Origin of the sequence: Termitidicoccus mucosus (assembly GCF_038725785.1) — a bacterium.
In the GTDB taxonomy this organism is placed as follows: Bacteria; Verrucomicrobiota; Verrucomicrobiia; order Opitutales; family Opitutaceae; genus Termitidicoccus; species Termitidicoccus mucosus.
In genome coordinates this window covers 7,771,162-7,791,717 of sequence record NZ_CP109796.1, presented here as the reverse complement: position 1 = coordinate 7,791,717, position 20,556 = coordinate 7,771,162, and the positions used below count along the sequence as shown (strand labels likewise).

The 20,556-nt window shown below is 63.0% G+C and carries 15 protein-coding genes, 1 tRNA gene and 1 other RNA gene; 10 read left to right on the top strand and 7 right to left on the bottom strand.

Annotation, left to right across the window (positions count from 1 at the left end):
• Nucleotide 1: 1 nt before the first annotated feature.
• Together OH491_RS27260 and OH491_RS27255 are read right to left on the bottom strand one after the other, a co-directional pair.
• Complete coding sequence (locus OH491_RS27260) at nucleotides 2-2,986, bottom strand: outer membrane beta-barrel protein (protein ID WP_068772746.1); 2,985 nt, start codon at nucleotides 2,984-2,986, stop codon at nucleotides 2-4.
• A 290-nt stretch (nucleotides 2,987-3,276) separates the two neighbouring features.
• Nucleotides 3,277-3,969: an SDR family NAD(P)-dependent oxidoreductase gene (locus OH491_RS27255; RefSeq protein WP_068772747.1), complete on the bottom strand. Its 693-nt coding sequence runs from the start codon at nucleotides 3,967-3,969 to the stop codon at nucleotides 3,277-3,279.
• A 366-nt stretch (nucleotides 3,970-4,335) separates the two neighbouring features.
• On the opposite strand from OH491_RS27255, the gene OH491_RS27250 reads away from it, so the two are divergent.
• Complete coding sequence (locus tag OH491_RS27250; RefSeq protein ID WP_068772748.1) at nucleotides 4,336-5,133, top strand: M48 family metallopeptidase; 798 nt, start codon at nucleotides 4,336-4,338, stop codon at nucleotides 5,131-5,133.
• Nucleotides 5,134-5,201: 68 nt separating this feature from the next.
• On the opposite strand, the gene OH491_RS27245 is transcribed toward OH491_RS27250, so the two are convergent.
• Complete coding sequence (locus tag OH491_RS27245) at nucleotides 5,202-5,669, bottom strand: tRNA (cytidine(34)-2'-O)-methyltransferase (protein WP_068772854.1); 468 nt, start codon at nucleotides 5,667-5,669, stop codon at nucleotides 5,202-5,204.
• Between the two features lie 289 nt (nucleotides 5,670-5,958).
• Between OH491_RS27245 and hisF the strand changes: the two genes are divergently transcribed.
• A complete protein-coding gene (hisF, locus tag OH491_RS27240; protein ID WP_068772855.1) occupies nucleotides 5,959-6,732 on the top strand; it encodes an imidazole glycerol phosphate synthase subunit HisF in 774 nt (257 codons plus the stop codon).
• Between the two features lie 298 nt (nucleotides 6,733-7,030).
• Here hisF and ffs read toward each other — a convergent pair.
• The 4 genes from ffs to OH491_RS27220 form a co-directional block, all read right to left on the bottom strand.
• An RNA gene (gene ffs / locus OH491_RS27235) (signal recognition particle sRNA small type) lies at nucleotides 7,031-7,129 on the bottom strand.
• A 213-nt stretch (nucleotides 7,130-7,342) separates the two neighbouring features.
• Nucleotides 7,343-8,128 (bottom strand): acyl-ACP--UDP-N-acetylglucosamine O-acyltransferase, encoded by a 786-nt coding sequence (lpxA, locus tag OH491_RS27230; protein WP_068772749.1) that lies wholly within the window; start codon nucleotides 8,126-8,128, stop codon nucleotides 7,343-7,345.
• A gap of 151 nt (nucleotides 8,129-8,279) precedes the next feature.
• A complete protein-coding gene (locus OH491_RS27225) occupies nucleotides 8,280-9,623 on the bottom strand; it encodes a bifunctional UDP-3-O-[3-hydroxymyristoyl] N-acetylglucosamine deacetylase/3-hydroxyacyl-ACP dehydratase (RefSeq protein WP_068772750.1) in 1,344 nt (447 codons plus the stop codon).
• Nucleotides 9,624-9,738: 115 nt separating this feature from the next.
• Nucleotides 9,739-9,815, bottom strand: a tRNA-Val gene (locus OH491_RS27220).
• A 250-nt stretch (nucleotides 9,816-10,065) separates the two neighbouring features.
• Between OH491_RS27220 and OH491_RS27215 the strand changes: the two genes are divergently transcribed.
• The 8 genes from OH491_RS27215 (at nucleotide 10,066) to OH491_RS27180 (ending at nucleotide 20,552) form a co-directional block, all read left to right on the top strand.
• Complete coding sequence (locus OH491_RS27215) at nucleotides 10,066-10,644, top strand: LysM peptidoglycan-binding domain-containing protein (protein WP_068772856.1); 579 nt, start codon at nucleotides 10,066-10,068, stop codon at nucleotides 10,642-10,644.
• Between the two features lie 30 nt (nucleotides 10,645-10,674).
• Entirely contained in the window at nucleotides 10,675-11,637 is a 963-nt protein-coding gene (locus OH491_RS27210) for a ParB/RepB/Spo0J family partition protein (protein WP_068772751.1), read from the top strand.
• Nucleotides 11,634-13,502 carry a SulP family inorganic anion transporter gene (locus OH491_RS27205; RefSeq protein WP_145929073.1) on the top strand — a complete coding sequence of 623 codons (1,869 nt, stop codon included), beginning with the start codon at nucleotides 11,634-11,636 and terminating at the stop codon, nucleotides 13,500-13,502. Before OH491_RS27210 ends, OH491_RS27205 begins: the two co-directional genes overlap by 4 nt.
• Nucleotides 13,503-13,759: 257 nt before the next feature.
• A complete protein-coding gene (locus tag OH491_RS27200; RefSeq protein ID WP_068772753.1) occupies nucleotides 13,760-14,608 on the top strand; it encodes an MBL fold metallo-hydrolase in 849 nt (282 codons plus the stop codon).
• 104 nt (nucleotides 14,609-14,712) lie between these two features.
• Nucleotides 14,713-15,144, top strand: a complete 432-nt coding sequence (locus OH491_RS27195; protein WP_068772754.1) for a hypothetical protein — start codon at nucleotides 14,713-14,715, stop codon at nucleotides 15,142-15,144.
• A gap of 120 nt (nucleotides 15,145-15,264) precedes the next feature.
• Nucleotides 15,265-16,596, top strand: coding sequence for a TolC family protein (locus OH491_RS27190; protein ID WP_084442644.1), 1,332 nt, complete (start codon nucleotides 15,265-15,267; stop codon nucleotides 16,594-16,596).
• Entirely contained in the window at nucleotides 16,593-17,321 is a 729-nt protein-coding gene (locus OH491_RS27185; RefSeq protein ID WP_068772755.1) for a hypothetical protein, read from the top strand. Before OH491_RS27190 ends, OH491_RS27185 begins: the two co-directional genes overlap by 4 nt.
• 72 nt (nucleotides 17,322-17,393) lie before the next feature.
• A complete protein-coding gene (locus OH491_RS27180; protein WP_068772756.1) occupies nucleotides 17,394-20,552 on the top strand; it encodes an efflux RND transporter permease subunit in 3,159 nt (1,052 codons plus the stop codon).
• The last annotated feature ends 4 nt before the right edge of the window (nucleotides 20,553-20,556 follow it).

Genomic DNA, 20,556 nt, shown 5'->3' with positions numbered 1-20,556 from the left:
TTTAAAAGGCCCCCTTGATGCCGGCGGTCCACATGGCGCCGAGCAATGATTCCTCATAAAGACGCCCCTTTACGTTCGAGTAAGTTCGGCGGGACTCATTCAGTATGTTGCGTCCCGTCACGAAGAAAGACAACGATAGGCTGTCGAACTTGAACCTATATTCCATGTCCAGATCAAATCTTATGGAAGGCTCGCGACGGAGAACATTATAGTAATAATCCGCCGGCCCATCCTTGGGATACTGGCTGGCCTGATAAAAAGTCTCGTCCCTCCACACGCTTTTCAAGCGCACGGAGAGCTTCCGGTTGTCGAACCAGATGCCCGCGGATGCGTTTTGGGGAACCGTCCCGGCGCTGAGTTTTTCCTTTTCCATGTTGTCCTTGTCAAAAAACACATGTGTGTAATTGGCAAAGAGACCGGTGTAGCGGAGGAACCCCGGCAAAAATGTGTAAGCCTGGCTGTATTCAAGCTCGAAGCCCCGCATGGTCAGCCGTTCGCCATTTTCCCATTTGGAGCGATATTTCGGATTATTATTTTCGTCGAATAGCACATAGCTGCGCTTATAAATGACATCCTTTATATCATTGCAAAAAACACTCGCCGACAACTTTCCCGAAGGCTCAAAATAATATTCGATCTCAATCGAATAATTATTGGAACGCTCGGGCTGTAGATTAATGTTTATGCTAGTTAAATCTTCGTCGTCCAGCGCGTCTTCAGTTATTTGCGAAAAATCCTGAAGCTGGGTCACGCTGGGGCGATGAATCGCCTGGGCAAAGCCGGCGCGCAGGAAGAGATTCTGTGTGAATATCCACCGCGCGGAGGCGCTGGCAAATAAATCGTCATACTCGATTTCTTTCCATGCGCGCCGCCCGCCTTTGTATTTTGCCTGCAAGTAGGCTTCATCCTTTGGTGTTATGGGCAGCCCCATGGCTGTCATTTCCTCGTCCGCATAGGGATCGGGCAGGAGGTTGATGTGTTGTCCGGTGTGTTCCCAGCGCACACCCGCCTGTAGTTGCAGTCGTCCAAATTTGGCATTGCCCATCACATACGCGGCGGGGATTTCCTCCCAGTAATTGACGCGATTTAGAAACCAAGTCTCGAATTCATCATTTTTGTCGCCCGTGAACCACGGATCGGCGCTATCCGGCGAGTGCTCGCGAAAAATCGTGGCCAGTTGCGTGCGGCTCGGCAGCTTGATATCCATCAGTGTCCCGTTCGTGTCGTAGATATTGATGCCATAATGATTGGTGAACGATTTTGACGAAACCCAGCCCGCATAACTATCATCCGGCGTGCCCGAGATGCGATCCGGCCCGAGATAAGAGTAATATGCCGAGTTATCCTCCTTGCGACGAACCGTCGCCCTGTATGCGACGCCGGTTTTGATAAAAGCGGGAACAGACCAAGGGATGATCCATTTGAGGTTCAACGCGCTAGTGTACATTTCCTGTTCGTCGTGGGTGTCCAAGGCCCGATTTTGATAAGATGCGAAGTTGGCCGGATCGCTGATGTCCCTGTCCACGACAATGTTCCAAGCCGTGGAATCAGTATCGGCGCGACTCGCACCAACGGTCACGCCTGTCATGTTGACCATCGCGTATTGGAAATATCCATGCTCCAAGTCAGCGTCGTCCGTGTAAGAGCGGGAATAACCAAATCGCCCGTCAATCGTGAGATTGCTCTTTTTGTAGGTGAAGCTGGGCATGATGGCAAACGTGGCGCCTTCCTTGACACGGCTGCCTCCGTTGCCCAGTTGCAACTGGCCTCCGCCATCGGTGGAGCGCATATAAGTGGCGCTGGCCTCGGGCGCGGAGGCGCTGGCGTAAAAACGTGAGACATATTGGTGGGACTCGGTGTTTATACTCGCATAAGTCATGCGCAGTTGAAAGCGCAGCGCCCTGGTGGCCTGAAAGTCCACGCCGAAATCCAGCGCGTCGCGAATGTAGCGTTTGTCCGTGTCATAAATGCGCATGTCGTTCACATAGGGAGTGCCAAGTCCCGTGGTCCCATAATTATAATATTGCCTGAGTATCTCCTGATGGGCGACATAGTCCGAGCGGCTTGCCGAGAGAGATATCCCCAGTTTTCGTCCGAGAAAATTATCCGAATAGCTGAAGGAGCCGGCCGGCCGCACCCTGCGGATGCTCTGGTCGCCGAAGCCGGGCTTCTTGTCGAGAGATATGTCATACGAGTTGCCCGACAAGGTCATGGCCCAATTCAGGTGCATGCGTTTTTGATCCAACGGGCTTTTTGTCCGCACATTGATGATACCCGCCGGCGCGTCGCCATCCAGTTCCGCGGTCAGCACCTTGTTCACCTCGATCGAGTCGATGCTGGTCAGGGAAATCTGGTCAAAACTGAATGATCCTACTTCACCGGAGCCACTCGCGAGGCGGTTGCCATCCATGGTCAACCCTCCATATTTCGAATTCAGGCCGCGGATGCTCACATCGCGCGCTTCATCGGAGTCATTGGTGGTGAGGCCGGGCATGTATTTCAAAAATTCGGCAACGTTCCCGTCGGCGATCTCGCCAAACACATCGGACGCCACCACATTCTTCATGTTCATGGAGGCCTTTTGCTCCATGTAGGCCTTGGCGTTGCCCTCGCGTTCGCCGGTGACGGTGAACTTTTCCAGCAGAATCACGTCGTCGTTCTTCCCCGCCGGCGGACCGATGGCCGCGCCCAGCTCCATTTCAAACGGGGTTGCGCCTCCCGGCACGACATTCACCGTGAACGTGCGCGTTTGCCGTCCGGAGTATTTCAGGATGAGCGTGGACGGTCCGGCGGGCAGGTTGTCCAAGCGGTAATAGCCGCCGTCCTCCGACGCAACGGCGATGGACGTGCCTTCCACCGAGATTTCGGCGTTGCGCACAAACTGGTCGATGGAGGCGTCGTAAACATGTCCGGTGACACTCCCTGTCGGCGCCGACGTTTGCGCGGAGGCGTCCGCAAGCGACAGCGTGACGGACGCGAGCCACACACAGACACCGATGACCGCGGAGAACCGACAGGCCAGAGAGTTACGAATTTTAAGAGGGTTACAAGGTTTCATGGAGGCTGGCATTGCTTTGGGGATCGGGATCAAGAATTGATTGCGAAGAGGACAAGGCACGACAATGCGGCCACACAGCAAGTTTCAAGATGGTTAAATAGTTAAGCAAAGAGGTTCATCCTTGCACGATGGCAGGCGCGCCTGCCGCGAACAAAGCGGCAAGGCAGAATATCGGCAGGACTAAAAAAACGGCCAGACCTCAAGGCGGCCGGCCGCGCTCACACGCTCGCCGGCCGGCCATTGTCCTTGGGGCCGAAACCGAACACCACGTCCGCCGCGCGCTTCGCCCATTCGGCCGGCTTCGCGTGCCCCTCCGCGCCTTCCGCCCAGCACTGGCGCAGCATGTCGGTGTCGATCACACCCGGATTGAGCGACACCGCCGCCATGCCCTCCGGTAGTTCCTCGGCCAGCGCGCGCGTCAATCCCTCGATGGCCCACTTCGATGCGCAATACGGCGCGACCTTCGCATCCACCGACCTCCCCCAGCCCGAGCTGTAATTCACGATCACGCCGCGCCCCGCCTTCACCATCGCGGGCGCAAACGCGCGGATGACATTGGCCGTGCCTTTTATGTTCACGTCGATCAGCCGCGAAAACTTCTCCGCCGGCACCTCCCAGAGCGGCGCGGGATCGTTCATCAACGCCGCGTTGTTGATCAACAAATCCGGCGCGCCGTGCATCCCCAGCACGCGCTCCGCCCAAAGCTCGACCTTGACCGGCTCGGTCACGTCCACGACGGAGAAATCATGCGGCGCGGCATGCGCGAAACGCAGATCGATGATCCCCTCGGCGCCGCGTCCGCACCCGATCACGAGATGCCCCCGCGTAATAAGCTCCTCCGCCAGCGCGCGCCCCAACCCGCGGGTGACGCCGGTGATGACAACCTTCTTCATTTCAGTTTTTTTGCCCATGACACCTTGTATATAAATTTTAACCGCCAATCGATTCAAGCATCGGCCTCAGTTTAATTTGATATGCCCTGTTTCCACTTTGTCGACCGGGGCTGACGCGAGGCGGGCGGGTCGGGTGGCACGGGCGTTCCCCGCCCGTGGACGGCGTTTCGCGCCGCAAACCCGTGGACGGACACACGGGCGTGGACGCCCATGCCACGCAATCCCTCCAGCCGCCCGCGCATCCTCAGCCATGCAAAGTAGCGAAAAACCCTCCATTGGCATCAACCGCACCGCCTTCACGAGGTGATGTAAACACATGCCCGCCCGCCAGTCTTGGCTTGCTCTTCGCGAGCCTTACGCATCTAAGTTGCAGCATCAATCCCTATGAAAATCACGGTCATCCTTTCACTCATTTCGGTCATCATCGCCCTTTCAGGCTGTTCCTCGGTGCCCGAAACCGGGCGCAGGCAGCTCATCATGGTTTCCGCCGGCGACGAGGCGAAGATGGGCCTTGCCTCGTTCGAGGATATCAAGAAGCAGGAAAAGATTTCCATCGACGCCAAGGCCAACGCCCAGGTGCAGCGTGTCGGCCAGCGCATCGCCGGCGCCGTCGGCCGCGACCTGCCCAACGCGCAATGGGAATTTGTCGTGTTCGATTCGGAGCAGGTCAACGCCTTCGCGCTTCCCGGAGGAAAAGTCGGCGTTTACACCGGCCTGCTCAAGCTGGTGGCGAGCGACGACGAGCTCGCCTGCGTGATGGGCCACGAAATCGCCCACGTCACCTCGCGCCACGGCGCGGAACGCGTTTCGCAAAACATGCTCGCGAGCGGCGTAAGCTCGGTGGGCGCGCTCGCCATGGATTATTACAACGTCGCCCCCGCCACGCGTGACGGCGTGATGGCGCTTTACGGCGCGGGCGTGCAGGTCGGCGCGCTGCTGCCCTTCTCGCGCCTGCACGAAACGGAAGCCGACACCATCGGCCTGAAATTCGCGGCTGGCGCCGGTTACGACCCGCGCGCGGCGGCCGCCTTCTGGAAAAAAATGGCGGCCAAAAACTCCGGCGGTTCCACGCCCACCTGGATGTCCACCCACCCCTCCGACGAGTCGCGCATCGCCAATCTCGAAAAACTCGCCCCGCAATACATGCCGGCCTATGAAAATGCCAGGAAGGCGTATCAATGAAATGATACAAGCCGCGCGTTGCGCGGCTTCATGAACGGACGGCCTCCGCGCCGCCGGATGGAATGCGCTCACCGAAGCAGCCCGGTCTGCCGCAATGCCTCGTAGCACGCGATGCCCGCCGCCGTGCTGAGGTTGAGCGAGCGCAAGGCGGGATTCGCATGCGGGATGGCGATGGACCGCTCCGGCCCGATTTCCTCATGCAGCCACGCGGGCGCGCCGTGGCCTTCGTTGCCAAAAACGAGCCCGTCGCCGTCGGCGAAGCCGGCGTCCCAAAAACTGCGCCGGCTCGAGGTCGTGAGCAACCAGAGCCGCCCCTCCGGGGCGGCGGGGCTGGCGCGAAATGCCGCCCAGTCGTCGTGGTGGTGCACATCGAGCGAATACCAGTAGTCCATGCCGGCGCGGCGAAGCCGGGCATCGGTGATCTTGAAGCCGAGCGGATGAATCAGGTGCAGGCGCGAGCGGGTGAGCGCGCACATGCGCCCGATGTTGCCGGTGTTCTGGGGTATCTCGGGTTGGAAAAGGACGATGTGGAGCATGGCCGGGCGCGGATTGGCGAAAAACCCGAGTGAGGCGAAGGCCGGGTTGTTTGCAATGCCGGGATTGGCCGGGACGCGGGGGTGCAACTCAAAGTTGTGTCATTCCCTCTTTCTTCTTTCCTCTTTATCTTTATCTTTCGTCAGGCACGGGCAGGGAGAAAGAGGAAAGATAAAGAATAAAGAGGAAAGATTCCGGCGGTGACATCACTTTGAGTTGCTCCCGGGACCGAAGCGCGGGCACTTGCCGCTTGCCCCGGGCGGCGTGTTTTTTGTTATCATCCGCCCAGCCATGCTTAACCGCCGAATCATCCCCTGTCTTGATGTGACCAACGGACGCGTCGTCAAAGGCGTGAAGTTCCAGGAACTGCGCGATGCCGGCGACCCGGTCGAGTGCGCCAAGGCCTACGACGCGCAGGGCGCGGACGAACTGGTGTTCCTCGACATCACCGCCTCCAGCGACGGGCGCGGCATCATGCACGACGTTGTGGCGCGCACCGCCGAACAGTGCTTCATGCCGCTCACCGTCGGCGGCGGGCTGCGCACGGTCGATGACATCGAGCGCATGTTGAAGAGCGGCGCCGACAAGGTCTCGCTCAACACCTCCGCCATCCAGAATCCGCGGCTGGTCGCGGACGCGTCGCGACGCTTCGGCAACCAGTGCATCGTCGTCGCCATCGACGCCAAGCGGGAGCCCGACGGGAAAACCTGGCGGGTTTACACCCACGGCGGACGCAACGCCACCGAACTCGACGCGGTCGCATGGGCGCGCCAAGCGGTGTCGCTCGGCGCGGGCGAGATTCTTCTCACCAGCATGGATTGCGACGGCATGCAGACCGGCTACGACTGCGCGCTCACCCGCGCGGTCAGCGACGCGGTCACGGTGCCGGTCATTGCCAGCGGCGGCGCCGGACGGCTGGAGCATTTCGCGGACGTGCTCGACGAGGGCCATGCGAGCGCGGTGCTGGCCGCGAGCCTGTTCCACTTCGGCACGCTGACGGTTCCGCAGGTAAAAGCCTGGCTCGCCTCGCGCGGGATTCCGGTGCGCCTGACGGACGCCGCGTGAGCGGCCCGCCGCCCTCGCTCTTCTTTCCTCTTTATACCAATTCCGAACGAAATTTATCCTTTTGGAGGGACTGTCTCCGTGCCGTCCGGTTTAGGTAGGGCGAGGCGTCCCGCCGAGCCGCGAGCGCCAACGGCTCGGCGGGACGCCTCGCCCTACCTAAAATATAAAGCTCGTTCGGAAATGGTATTATTCTTTATCTTTCTTCTCCGGCGGAAGACGTGGTGAAAAGGGAGAAAGAGGAAAGAGGGACGGGAAACAGGGGACGGATTTTGCCGGCGGTGGTTGTCCGGGCAAAAAAAGTGGCCAGGCACTCCACGGCACTGGGAGAACGTCGTTGCCGTTGCTACCTTCCGGTCCTGGCGGAGTTCACGCGCCTGCCCATGCATGGCACCTGGCCAACGCGGACAGTGCGCCCCTGTCGGAGGCTTTCAACAACAAATTCCATGCCGATGGGAAAATCCCAAATCACGAAATTCCAAATCACAAAAAAATTCCAAAGACCGAAATTCCAAAACTCAAAGAACGGCGCGAAGAGCGTGCGCCTCTTTGTAATTTTGTGCTTTTGGGATTTTTTTGTGATTTGGAATTTCGTGATTTGGGATTTTTTCCGTCACGCTCCTGGTGCGAGTCCGCGCTCACTCTTTCGCGCGAATTCCAGGATGTCCCGCATCTCGGCGCTATCCGACTGCGGATGCGCGGCGATTTTCTCCAGCGCCTGCGAACGGTTCAACCCGTCGCGGAACAGGAGGCGGTGCACGAGCTTGATGCGCTCGATCTGCTCGGCGGTGAAGCCCTTGCGCTCGAGGCCGACCTTGTTGATGGAGCGGATGACGGCGGGATTGCCGTCGGCGATCATGAAGGGGGCGACGTCCTGCACGATCTTGGAGAGACCGCCGAGCATCGCATACGCGCCCATGCGGCAGAATTGGTGGACGCCGGCGTTGGCGCCGATCGTCACGTGATCCTCCACGACCACGTGGCCGGCCAGCCCCGCGTAGCTGCTCATGATGATGTGGTTTCCGAGCTGGCAGTCATGCGCGATATGGCAGTAGGCGAGGATGAGGTTGTCGTTGCCGACCACGGTGAGCCCGCCGTCGCCGGTCGCGGCGTGCACCGTGACATATTCGCGGAACACGTTGCGGTCGCCGATGCGCACGCCGGGGGTCCCGCCGTGATATTTCAAATCCTGCGTCTTCGCGCCGATGTTGGCGAAGGGAAAAATCTCGCACTCGCGGCCGATGTGCGTGTCGCCCTCGACGCAGGCGTGATGATGAAGGCGGGTGCGGTCGCCGATGCGCACCGTGCCGCCGACAAAGGCGTAGGCGCCGATTTCGACGTCGGCGCCAATTTCGACACCGGGTTCGATGACCGCGGTGGGGTGGATGTTTGAGGCCATTTATTTTAAAATGACGAATTACGAATGTCGAATGACGAATTATGATTTGTTGGCGGCGGCGAAGCCATCCGGGGAGAAGAGCGTCTAAAAGGGATTCGTTTGCGGAGGTTTTTCATTCGTAACTCGTCATTAGTCATTTGTAATTTTCCGCTCACTCTCCCCCTCCGGCGTCGGCGAGCGTAAACATGAGCTCCGCGGACGAAACCACATTGCCTCCGACCGTGCAGGTGGCCTCGGCGATGGCGATCTTGTTGGCGCGAACCTTGGTGAGCTTGGCGTTGATGACGAGCTGGTCGCCGGGCCGCACGGGGCGGCGGAATTTCAGCTTGTCGGCGCTCATGAAAAACGGCGTCCGTCCGTCCACGCTGGTGCCGCGCAGCAACAGGATGCCGGAGGCCTGCGCCATCGCCTCGAGTTGCAGCACGCCGGGCATGACGGGCGCCTCGGGGTAATGCCCCTGGAAATACGGTTCGTTGATCGTGACGTTCTTGATGGCGACGAGTTCGTTGTCGCCGATGAACTCGATGACACGGTCCACCATCAGGAACGGATAGCGGTGCGGCACCATCGAGAGGATGCGCATGATGTCGAGCGAAGCCTCGTCGGGGCGGAGCTGCGTCGGGGCGGAGTCGGAAACGGCTTTTTTGCGGGCGGGCTTTTTTTTGCGTTCGAGCAGTTTTTCGTAAAGCGCCCTGGTAAGCTCGGCGTTGATGGCGTGGCCCGGGCGCGTGGCGACGATGTGGGCCTTGAGCGGCATGCCGAGGAGGAGCACGTCGCCGATGATGTCGAGGATCTTGTGGCGCACAAACTCGTCCTTGAAGCGGAGCGGCTCCTTCGAGATGATCTTGTCGCCTTTGATGACCACGGCGCAATCGAGCGAGCCGCCCTTGATTTTGCCGAGCTTGAGCAGTTCCTCGATTTCCTCGTAAATGGTAAATGTGCGCGCCGCCGCGATCTGCGTCATGTAGGCGTCGTGGTCGATGACGAGCGAAAGGTGCTGCGTGTGGATGCCGCGGTCGTCGGCGGAGGTGCAGGAGATTTTGAGTTCGTCGGCGGGCAGCGCGATGATGGAGGAATTGCCGCGCGTCACGGAGATGGGGGCGTCGAGGGTGAAATATTCGCGGTCCTTGTCCTGCTCCACGGGCTCGCCTTGGAGGATCATGTTCACGAAAGGACGGGCCGATCCGTCCATGATGGGGGGCTCGGAGGCGTTGATCTCGATGAGGACATTGTCGATTCCGCAGCCATGCAACGCGCTCAGCACGTGCTCGACCGTGTGGAGCTTGGCATGGCCGACCTGGATGGTCGTGGCCCGCACGAGGTCGGTGACCTGGTCAACCCGCGGGCGAAGCTCAGGGCTGCCGGGCAAATCAACGCGCTTGAACACGATCCCGTGATCGGCCGGGGCGGGCTTCATGGTCATCGTGACAGTTTCGCCGGTGTGGAGGGCGCTTCCCTGGACAGAGACTTCGCGGGCGAGGGTGCGTTGTTTCATAAGTAAATAGGTGCGATGGATGTCAGCAAAAGCGCAATCGAGCGCAAGCGCAGATATGGGGCGGCTTGACCCGCCCAACAAAAAACCGCCTGTGAAACGAGGCGGCGCGCATAAATGGTGGACCCTAATGGACTCGAACCATCGACCTTTTCCATGTCAAGGAAACGCTCTAACCAACTGAGCTAAGGGTCCGGGAAGACAAGAGCCGCAGAGTAAGCACGGGTTATGTGGCAGGGGGCAAGGAAAAATTTCGCACAAGCCTGTTTGCGGGCAAATCCGCCCCCTTGCCCGCCTGCCTGCGCCATCCGATCCGCCCCTCCCGACGAATCGAGTCCGATTGTTCCTCGGCCATCCCGGTTTTCCGCTATTTTTGCACCCGGCTCACGCGCCGCTTGTTTTCGTGCGGGAATTTACGCAAGCTACCGGCACTATGTTCAACGTCATGAAAGCCAAGGCTGCCCTGCCCGCCCTCTTTGCCGCCTGCACACTCTCGCTCCCCGCGCAAAATCCATCCGTCGAGATCGCCAATCTCCGCGAGGACGTGCGGATGCTCCACCAGCGCATCGAACGGCTCGAACTGATGATCGAGCAGTTGCAGTCGCAAAACAGCCAGCTCCAGAACCAAGCCGCGGTCGGCGCGCAGAGCTACGCCACCGTCGCCCAGCTCAACGAGGCCATCGCCGAGGTCAACCGCGCCGCCAAGTCCGCCGCCGCCGGCAACCGCACCGAAATCCTCAACCAGGTCCAGCGCCAGCTCGATGGCCTCGCCAAGCAAACCAACGACGCCCTCGCCTCGCTCTCGCGCAGCCGCGCCTCCGCCGCCACGGTCACCGCGCCGACCTTCACCGATAATTTCCCCAAGGATGGCATCACCTACACGGTCCAGCGGGGCGACACCATCAGCGTCATCGCGCGCAAAACCGGCGCGAAAGTGCAGGACATCATCAACGCCAACCGCATCGCCGACGCCACCAAACTCATGCCGGGCGACAAACTCTTCATCCCCGGCGGCAAGGAATAACCGCCGCTCCCCCGCCCTCTTCTTACCATCATGGCCGCAACACCCAAATCACGTCTAGGCCGCGGACTCGGCGGCATCATCGCCAACGCCGCCAAACCGGCATCCCCCAAGGCGCCTCCCCCCGCAGCCGTCCCCAAGGCGGCCGCGCCGGCCGCGCCCGCCGCGACGCAACCGCCGCCCGCGTCCACCGGCTTCCAGGAAATCCCCGTCCACCTCATCGAGCCCAGCCCCTATCAGGCCCGCCGCGAAATCACCGCCGACCAGCTCAACGAACTTGCCGAAAGCATCCGCGCCGAGGGACTGCTCCAGCCCATCGTCGTGCGCAGGCACAAGGACAAGTTCCAGCTCATCGCGGGCGAACGCCGCTGGCGCGCCTTCCTGATGCTCAAGATCAAGACCATCCCCGCGCGCGTCGTCGATGCCAGCAACGCCTCCGCCGCCGCGCTCGGCCTGATCGAGAACCTGCAACGCGAGGGACTCAACCCCATCGACGAGGCCTACGGCTACGCCAGCCTCATCCGCGACTTCGACCTCACGCAAGAGGCCGCCGCCAGCCGCGTCGGCAAGAGCCGCGCCGGCGTCGCCAATACGCTCCGGCTCCTCTCGCTCGACGCGGAAATCCAGGGCTACCTCGCCAAGGGCCTCGTGAGCGTCGGCCACGCGAAGGTGCTGCTCGGCATCGAGGAGCCGCCGCAACGCGCGCTTCTCGCCCGCCGCATCATCGAGGAAGGGCTGAGCGTGCGCGTCACCGAAAAAATCGTGCAGGCGCGCAAGGACCCCGCGGCGGCCGCCGCGCCCGCCCCTTCCGCCAAGGGCCGCGCCGTCCCCGCCGCCGAGTCCGCCGCCGTCGCCGCCATCCAGAACAAGCTCACATCCCGCCTCGGCGCCCGCGTGCAGGTGAAACACACGCCCAAACACGGCAAAATCATCATCGAATACGCCGGCAACTCCGACCTGCAGCGAATCCTCGAGAAACTGGGCGTCGAAGCGTGAGCACCGTGCGCGACACCTTTGAGGCCACCCAGGCCATCGGCGCGAAAATATTCCGCCTGCGCCTCCCCTTCCTCAAGGAACTCCGCACCTACTCGCTCAAACGCCTGCGCGCCGACCTCGTCGCCGGCGCCACGCTCACCCTCGTCTCCATCCCGCAGGCCATCGGTTTCGCGCTCATCCTCGGCCTGCCGCCCCAGGCCGTCATCGTGTCGGTCATCATCGGCGGATTTGTCGGCTCGCTTTTTTTCACCTCGCATCACCACGTCTTCGGGCCGACCAGTTCCATCAGCCTGATCACGGCGGCGATGATCGCCACCTACGCCGGACCCGACCTGCCGCCCATCCAGCTCGCCGTGCTGCTGGCCTTGCTGATCGGCTGCATCCAGTTTCTCGCCGGCATGCTGAACTTCGGCGAGGTCACGCGCTTCATCTCGCTCGCCGTCGTCGTCGCCTACAGCACCGGCATCGGCCTGCTGCTCATCGCCAGCCAGATCCTCAACGTCCTCGGTCTCCATGCCGCGCAGGGAGGCTCGTTTGTCGGCAACATCTGGATCGCCGTCCAGGGCATCGCCAGCGGGCGCATCTCCTGGTGGTCGCTGCTCGTCGGCGCGCTCACGTGGATGATGTTTGAATTGTTGCACCGCTTCAAGCCGCGCTGGCCCGAGGCGTTGTTCGGCCTCGTCGTGGTGGGCGTGATGGCGAAAATCATGTCCGTCACCATGGTCGACGTGCCCTTCAGGCTCGTGAGCGAGGAAGGCGCGCTGACCGCCTCGCTGCCGGTGTTTGCCGGGCTGCATCTCACCGCGCCCGAGATCTCCGTGATCCCCTCGCTGCTCGGCATCGCGGTCGCCATTTCCATCCTCGGCATGCTGGAGGCGACCTCCATCACGAAATCGCTCGCGGCCAAGAGCGGCCAGCAGATCGAGCCTCGCCAGGAACTCGCCGGCATGGGCGCGGCCAACATCGCCTGCGCGCTCTTCAGCGGCGTGCCCGGCTCGTCGTCGTTCGCGCGCTCGGCGGTGAATTTCCAGAGCGGCGCGTCCTCGCAGCTTTCGTCCATGCTCAGCAGCCTCGTCGTGCTCGTCGTGGTGCTGTTCATCACGCCCGCGTTCGGTTTCATCCCCGTGGCCGCGCTCGGCGCGCACCTCATCCGCGTCGGCATGAAAATGATCAACGTGCCGCAGATCCGCATCGCCTTCCGCTCCACGCGCTCCGACGCGGTCGTCTTTGTCGTCACGCTCGCGGCCTGCCTTTTCCTCAAGCTCGACACGGCCATCTACGTCGGCATCGGCATCTCGCTTGCGTTGTTTTTGCGCAAGGCCAGCGCGCCCTCGCTCGTCGAATACAGCTTCGACGACCGCGGCACGCTCACCGCGCTGGAGGACGCCTCGCAGCGCCGCAACCAGGCCATCTCCATCGTGCACGTGGAGGGCGAGTTGTTTTTCGGCGCGGCGGATTTGTTTCAGGAGCAGGTGCGCCTGCTTGCCGGCGACCCCGCGATCCGCGTGGTGATCCTGCGCATGAAAAACGCCCGCCACCTCGACGCCACCTCGGTCATGTCGCTGCTCCAGCTCCACGACTACCTGCGGAAAACCGGGCGGCACCTCATCGTCAGCGGCATCAATCCCGACGTGCAGCGCGTGCTCATCGACAGCGGCGCGCTCGCGGAGATCGGCCCGGAAAACGTCTTTCCCGCCGAGGCGAATCTCACCGCCAGCACCCGCAAGGCGCTCCTGCGCGCCTCGCACCTGCTGCAAACCAAATCCCCCGACGTGCGCATCTTCTACGATCGCAAGCGCGAGGAAGACGCCGCCAGCCGCCCTGCGCAGCCCCGTGAAGACACGACGCGGGATTTTCAGATTTAGATCATTCCAAACAACGCCGCGGCCGGATTATTCGGCCTAAAACGCACCCGCCAGCGCCCTTGAAAACGTTCTCGTTTGACCAATGGAGTGGTCATCGTTCTGGGCCGCACCTCGTTGCAAGGCAGGGGGCGAATCCGGGCTTGCGGCGGAGGCCCGATAGGCTCTCCTGATCCGGTGGTGAATCCGATTCAAGCAACACGACAGGACGAAACGGCGCTACCGGATGAAATGCGCGCGGCGCCGGCATTTTTCTTGGAATGAGCAACGTGGAAGTTCGTTTCTTTAATGGAGGATATTGCCGCCAGCTCCTTGCGCTGGTGGATCATCGCTCGTGGAAATTCGATCGCTTTTACGCGGTGTTTCTCGCGGTGCGGCATCCGGACGAGGGCTGGGTGGTCATCGACACGGGTTACGGCGATGCGTTCAAACAGGCGTCGCGGCGGTTGCCGTGGCGGCTTTACCGGTGGCTCATGCTGATGCGCGCGGATGCCTCCGCCGCCGGGACGCTCGCGGAGGCCGGCATCGCGGCGGACGAGGTGAGGCACGTGGTGATCACGCACTTCCACGGCGACCACATCGGCGGCCTGAAGGATTTCCCGTCGGCGCGTTTTCATTACCATGAAAACGCGCTGCGTTCGCTGGCTCGGCTGACGGAGTGCCGGCAGGCGCTGTCGGCATTTTTTCCCGCCTTGCTGCCGGGCGACTTCAGCAAGCGCGCACGCTGGATAACCTCGGAGCGGTTCGCGCAGGACGAGGAGGTGCCGTTCATGAGCCACGATTTGTTTGGCGACGGGTTGATCCGGCTGGTGCATTTGCCGGGGCACGCCCCGGGCCACGTGGGTGTCTTGTTGAAAACGGAAGGGCGGCCGATTTTTTACGCGGCGGACGCGTTCTGGCGGTTCTGCCAGATCGAAAAACCGGGCAACCTCATGCTGCCCGCCTACGCCGTGCAGTGGAATGCCGACGCCTACGACACCACGATCGCAAAGCTGCGCGAGGTGCATCAAGACGGGCAATGGGAACTGATCGCCTGCCATGGCGCCGAGGCGCAGCAGCAGGTCGCGGGCGCCCGCACTGCGGAGCGACAAGTGGCAAGTAACAAGTAACAAGTAAACACCGGTTCTTCTTGTCACTTGTTACTTGCCACTTGTTACTTTCCTTATCACCGCGGCTTGACACCGTCGCCATTTGCTTTTCGTGTGGCCGCCGCGTGAAACCACTCCTGCAATGCGTCGCGTTTCTGCTGGCCGCCGTCTGGCTGCCCGCCGCGCAGCACTGCCAACTGGAGGCGCTCGACATCATCGCCGCGCACGAATGCCATGCCGGTGGCGGCGGCGCGGAGGAGGCGCACGGCAAGCGTTCGCACGAGGCGCCGTGCGCGCATGAGAATCACAACGAGATCGAGGGCGGCTCGTATTCATTTTTCAAGGACAACACCGGCGCCCCCATCCCGCTCCTCTCGCCCTGCCTGTGCCTCACCTGCCTCTATCATTTTCTGAGCGAGGCCGCCGACGCGCGGCCCGCTGAATTGCTTTCCCCTTCCCCCGATCACCGGGAACACCCGCAAGACTGGGTGCCCGCGTGGACGTTTGCCCGCCGCGCCGCGCCCTCGCCGCGCGCGCCCTCGCATATCCTGGTCTGATCGGTCCCCGCGCGGACTGACGGACTGTATCCATAAAACAACGACGCATGGTCGTGCGCTTCCGCATGCCCGCGTGCGCCGGCGTTTCACCGTCCACCCTGTCCCTCACCCATTCATTCTATGCAAAAACAATCATCCATCATTCGCAGTATCCCGCCTTTTCTTCCCAAACTTGTCCGGCATCTCGTTTTGCTCGGAACCGTTTCCTGCCTTCCCGGCTTGCGCGCCGACGACGGCGCTCCGGAGCCGCCCCTGCAATCCGTGGGCTCCCTCGTCGCCCAGATCATGGCGCAAAATCCCGAGCGCCAGTTCTACGAGGCCGAAATCGACGCGGCAAAGGCCGGCGTCCGTGTCGCCCGTGCCTGGAACGACCCGGAAATCTCCCTCGACGCGGGCCATAAGCGCGTGCGGGGCGACTACGGCGCACTCGCGGGCGAGGGCACCGCGTGGTCGGTCTCCGTCACGCAGACCTTCGAGTGGCCCGGGCGCATCTCGTTGCGCAAGGCCATCGCCAACCGCGATGTCGAGCTGGCCCGGCTCGGCCTCGACCGGTTCAACCAGGCACTTTCGGCGCGCGCCCGTGAACTCGCCTTCGGCCTGCATGCCGCTAATGCCAAGGCCGCCGCCATTCACGAGGTGGCCGACCGTTTCGCGGCGCTCAGGGAAACCTTTCTCGCCCGCGACTCCGCCGGCCTCACGCCGCTGCTGGAGACCCGCGTCATCGAGGCCGCCGAGCTTGCGCTGCAACGCCGCGCCACCGAGTCCGGGCTCGCGGTCCAAGCCGCGCTCATCGAGCTCAACCAGCTTCGCGGGGCCGCGCCCGAAAGCGCGCTCCGTGTCGCCGCGCCCGCGCTCGAGTTTCGTCCCGTTTCCGCCGGCCTTGGCGCGCTTCTCGCCGCCGCCCGCGAGAACAACTTCGACTACCGCATGCGCCGGGTCGAGCTCGAGCAGCAGGGCTACGCCGTCCGGCTCGCGAAAAACGAACGCTATCCCTCCGTGAGCCTCAGCCCGTATTACTCCGACGCCAAGGCGGGCGACCGCGAAACCATCGTCGGTGTCGGCGTCTCGCTTCCGCTCCCGCTTTCAAGCGGCAAACGCGGCGCGGTCCAACTCGCCGAGGCGCGCCAGCGCCAGGCCGAAACCGCCGTGCTCGTGGCCCAGCGCGAGCTCGAGCGCGAAGTGGTGACCGCCGCCCGCGCCTTCGAGACCAAGCTGGCCGAGACCCGGCGCTGGCCGTCCGACACGGTCGCGCGTTTTCGCGACGCCGCCGGGCTTGCCGACCGCCACTACCGCCTCGGGGCCGTGCCCATCGCCACCTACCTCGAGTTGCAAAACAGCTATCTCGACGCCGTCGAGTCGATCCTCGACACGCAGCAGGAAACGCTCGCCGCGGGCCTGCGCCTCGAGCAACTCACCGGCCTCGATCTCAACCCCGTCGAAATCGCGCCATGAAGCCACGACATTGCCTCATCATTGCAGGCGCGGCGGCCGCCCTCGCCTTCTTTGCCGGTTGCGGCAAGGAAAACGAATCCGGAGCCGCGCACGACGACCACGATCACGCGGAACACTCCGGGGACGAAGCCGGCCAGAGCGTCAGTTTCAAGGAAGGCCGGGGCCTGCGACTTTCTCCCGAGGTCATTCGCGCCCTCGCGGTAAAGACCGAGGAGGCAACGGAACATCCGCTTGCCGCCGAACTGAGCGTATCCGCCCAAATCATCGCGGCCTCGCCGCGGATCATCGCGACCGCGCGCGTGCCCGAGGCGGATGCCGCCGCGCTCGAAAAAGCGTCCCCCGCCGGTGCGAAGCTGCTGCGTGCCGACCGCTCGGCAACGCAGGCCACGCGGTTTGTTGACCTCGTTTTCGAGGTCGCCCTCCCTCCCCCGTCCGCGCCGCCGCCCGCGACCGGCAGCTTCGTCACGCTCGCCCTCACCGGCGCGCCCGCGACGGTCCTGGCCGTGCCCCGCTCCGCCGTGCTCGAAACGGCGGCGGGCCCGTTCGTGTATGTCGTCAATGGCGATGCCTTCCTGCGCACGCCCGTGCGGACCGGCAGCCGCTCCTCGTCGCTCGTCGAAATCGCCGACGGCCTTTACGCGGGCGATGTCGTGGCCGTCTCCCCCGTCGAACAACTCTGGCTCGCCGAGCTGCGCCTCACCAAGGGCGGCGGCCACAGCCACTGAGGTCGCGCGCGCCGCCGGATCATCCGCGTCACGTGCATCACACACCAACTTCCACCCTGTTTTTATTTTTCCATGATAGACAAAATCCTTGAGTTTTCCCTGCGCCAGCGCGTGTTCGTGCTCATCGGCGCGGCGGCGCTCATTTTCATCGGCATCTGGTCGGCCCTGCGCCTGCCCATCGACGCCGTGCCGGACATCACCAACGTCCAGGTGCAAGTCAACACCGCCGTCCCCTCGCTCGCGCCCGAGGAAATCGAAAAACTCGTCACGTATCCCGTCGAGGTCGAGATGGGCGGCATCGAAAACCTCGTCGAGGTGCGCTCCATCTCCAAATTCGGCCTCTCGCAGGTCACGCTGGTTTTCAAGGAAGGCAGCGACCTCTACCGCGCGCGCCAGCTCGTCGGGGAGCGCTTGCAGTCCGTCGTCGAGGAATTGCCGCCGGGCGTCGTGCCCAAACTCGCGCCCATCACCACCGGGCTCGGCGAGATTTACCATTACACCGTCAACTATCGCGATGACGCGGCGGAGGCGCCGACTGACCCGGTCGAGCGGCTGCGCGAACTCAAGCTCGCGCAGGACTACATCGTGAAACCCGCGCTGCGCACCGTGCCCGGCGTCACCGAGGTCAACACCAACGGCGGCTACGACCGGCAGTTCGTCATCACACCCGACCCCGTAAAGCTCGCCAGCACCGGCCTCTCCATCGGCGAATTGGCGGACGTCATCGCCGAAAACGTCGCCAATGCCGGCGGCTCCGTCGTGGAAAAGGGCGGCGAGGCCGTCACCGTGCGCGCCATCGGGCGCGTGCAGACGACGGAGGACATCGCCAGCCTCCCGCTCAAACTCTCCCCCGTTCGCGCCGGCACGCTGCGGGTGAGGGACGTCGCCGATGTCGGCATCGGCTCGGGCGCCCGCGCCGGTTTCGCCACGCACGACGGGCGAGAGGCCGTAGTCGGCTCCGTCCTCATGCTCATCGGCGAAAACAGCCGCCTGGTCTCCAGCCGCGTCCACGCGCGCATCGCGGAAATCCAGAAAAAACTCCCCGCCGGCATGGTCATCGAGACGGTTTACAACCGCACCGACGTGGTGAACGCCACCATCCGCACCGTCGAGAAAAACCTCTTCGAGGGCGCGCTCCTTGTCATTGCCGTCCTCATCGGGTTGCTCGGCAACTGGCGCGCGGCGCTCATCGTCGCCACCGCGATTCCGCTCTCCATGCTCTTCGCCATGACGGGCATGGTGCGCTACGGCGTTTCGGGCAACCTCATGAGCCTCGGCGCGGTGGACTTCGGCCTCATCGTGGACGGGGCGGTCGTGATGGCGGAAAACGTCGTGCGCCTGCTCGCGCAACGCCAGCACGAGCTGGGCCGGCTGCCCACGACCAAGGAGCGCCTGCAAACCGTGCTCGCCGCCTGCAAGCAGGTCGGCAGGCCCACGGTGTTCGGCGTGGCCATCATCACCATCGTGTATCTGCCGATGTTCACGCTCACGGGCACCGAGGGAAAAATGTTCAAGCCGATGGCCTTCACCGTCGTGTTCGCGCTCGTCGGCGCGCTCATCCTCGCCCTCACGCTCGTGCCCGTCCTGTGCTCGTTTTTCATGACGGCCAGGGTCCGCGAAGGGGACAACGTCCTCATCCGGCTGGCGAAGCGCGTTTACCGCCCGGTGCTCGCGTTCAGCTTGCGGCTGCGCTGGCTTGTCGTCGCCGCCGCCATCGCCGTCTTCGCCCTCGCCGCGTGGGTGTTCCCGCGGCTCGGCGCGGAGTTCATCCCGCAACTCAACGAAGGCTCGCTCGCCGCGCAGATGATCCGCACCACCAGCATCGGCACCGGCGCGTCGCTCGACATGCAGCTCGCCTCCGAGAAACTCATGCTGGAGAAGTTTCCCGAGATCACGCACACGTTCGCGCGCGTCGGCACCTCGGAAGTCGCGGTTGACCCGATGGGCGTCAACGTCGCCGACAGTTACATGATGCTCAAGCCGCCATCGGAGTGGCGGAAGATCGACGGGCGGACCATCACCAAGGACGAGTTGACCAACCTCATCTCGAAGGAACTCTCCGTCCGCTTTCCCGGCCAGAGCTACCTGTTCTCGCAGCCCATCGAGCTTCGTTTCAACGAGCTGCTCTCCGGCAGCCGCGCCGACATCGCCATAAAAGTCTTCGGCGACGACTACGAGACGCTCGAAAAACTCGCCGGCGAAATCCGCGAGATCGTCGAGAAAATCCCCGGCGCCGCCGACGTGGAATTTGACGCCGCGGGCAAGGCGCCCGTTCTCCAAATCGCCGTGAACCGCGCCGCCATGTCGCGCCACAACATCCACGCCGACGAGGTGAACAAAACCGTTGAAACCGCCTTCGCCGGAAACGAGGCCGGCGTGATTGTGGACGGCAACCGCCGCTATCCCATCATCACGCGCCTGCCGGAGGAGACGCGGCGCGATTTCGCCAACGTCGCCAACCTCCCCGTGAAAACCGCCGACGGCACCCTCGTCACGCTCGGGCAGGTCGCCGACGTGGGCGTCACCGAAAGCGTGAACACCATCTCGCGCGAGGCGTTCCAGCGGCGCATGGCCATCCAGGTGAACCTGCGCGGGCGCGACGTGCAGAGCTTTGTCGAGGAGGCGCAGGAAAAAATCGCCGCCGAAGTGAAGCTGCCCGACGGCTACTTTGTCGAATACGGCGGCGCATTCAAGAACCTCCAGGAGGCCCGCGCGCGCCTCGCCATCGTCGTGCCCGCCGCGCTCGCACTGATATTCCTGCTCATCTTCCTCGCGTTCGGCAGCGTGCGGCAGGCGCTCGTCGTTTACACCGGCATTCCGCTCGCCGTGACCGGCGGCGTATTTGCACTCTGGATACGCGGCCTGCCGTTTTCGATTTCGGCGGCGGTAGGCTTCATCGCCCTCTCCGGCGTGGCCGTGCTCAACGGCGTGATGATGATTTCCTTCATCAACCAACTGCGCGAGGAGGGTAAAAGCGTGCGCGACGCCGTTACCGAGGGCGCGCTCACCCGCCTGCGCCCCGTGCTCATGACCGCGCTCGTGGCCGCGCTCGGCTTCGTGCCGATGGCGCTGGCGACAGGGCCCGGCGCGGAGGTGCAGCGCCCCATCGCGACCGTCGTCATCGGCGGCATCGCCACCGCCACCTTTCTCACCCTCGTGCTCCTGCCGACGCTCTACTGCTGGCTCGAACGCGACCGGCCCGCCTCGCAAACCAGCAACCACAACGCCTGATTTC

Bases quoted from the DNA above. Each gene is read 5' to 3' on its own strand.
- OH491_RS27255 (WP_068772747.1), bottom strand. From the start codon at position 3,969: ATGGGCAAAAAAACTGAAATGAAGAAGGTTGTCATCACCGGCGTCACC.
- OH491_RS27250 (WP_068772748.1), top strand. From the start codon at position 4,336: ATGAAAATCACGGTCATCCTTTCACTCATTTCGGTCATCATCGCCCTT.
- OH491_RS27245 (WP_068772854.1), bottom strand. From the start codon at position 5,669: ATGCTCCACATCGTCCTTTTCCAACCCGAGATACCCCAGAACACCGGC.
- hisF (WP_068772855.1), top strand. From the start codon at position 5,959: ATGCTTAACCGCCGAATCATCCCCTGTCTTGATGTGACCAACGGACGC.
- lpxA (WP_068772749.1), bottom strand. From the start codon at position 8,128: ATGGCCTCAAACATCCACCCCACCGCGGTCATCGAACCCGGTGTCGAA.
- OH491_RS27225 (WP_068772750.1), bottom strand. From the start codon at position 9,623: ATGAAACAACGCACCCTCGCCCGCGAAGTCTCTGTCCAGGGAAGCGCC.
- OH491_RS27215 (WP_068772856.1), top strand. From the start codon at position 10,066: ATGAAAGCCAAGGCTGCCCTGCCCGCCCTCTTTGCCGCCTGCACACTC.
- OH491_RS27210 (WP_068772751.1), top strand. From the start codon at position 10,675: ATGGCCGCAACACCCAAATCACGTCTAGGCCGCGGACTCGGCGGCATC.
- OH491_RS27200 (WP_068772753.1), top strand. From the start codon at position 13,760: ATGAGCAACGTGGAAGTTCGTTTCTTTAATGGAGGATATTGCCGCCAG.
- OH491_RS27190 (WP_084442644.1), top strand. From the start codon at position 15,265: ATGCAAAAACAATCATCCATCATTCGCAGTATCCCGCCTTTTCTTCCC.
- OH491_RS27185 (WP_068772755.1), top strand. From the start codon at position 16,593: ATGAAGCCACGACATTGCCTCATCATTGCAGGCGCGGCGGCCGCCCTC.
- OH491_RS27180 (WP_068772756.1), top strand. From the start codon at position 17,394: ATGATAGACAAAATCCTTGAGTTTTCCCTGCGCCAGCGCGTGTTCGTG.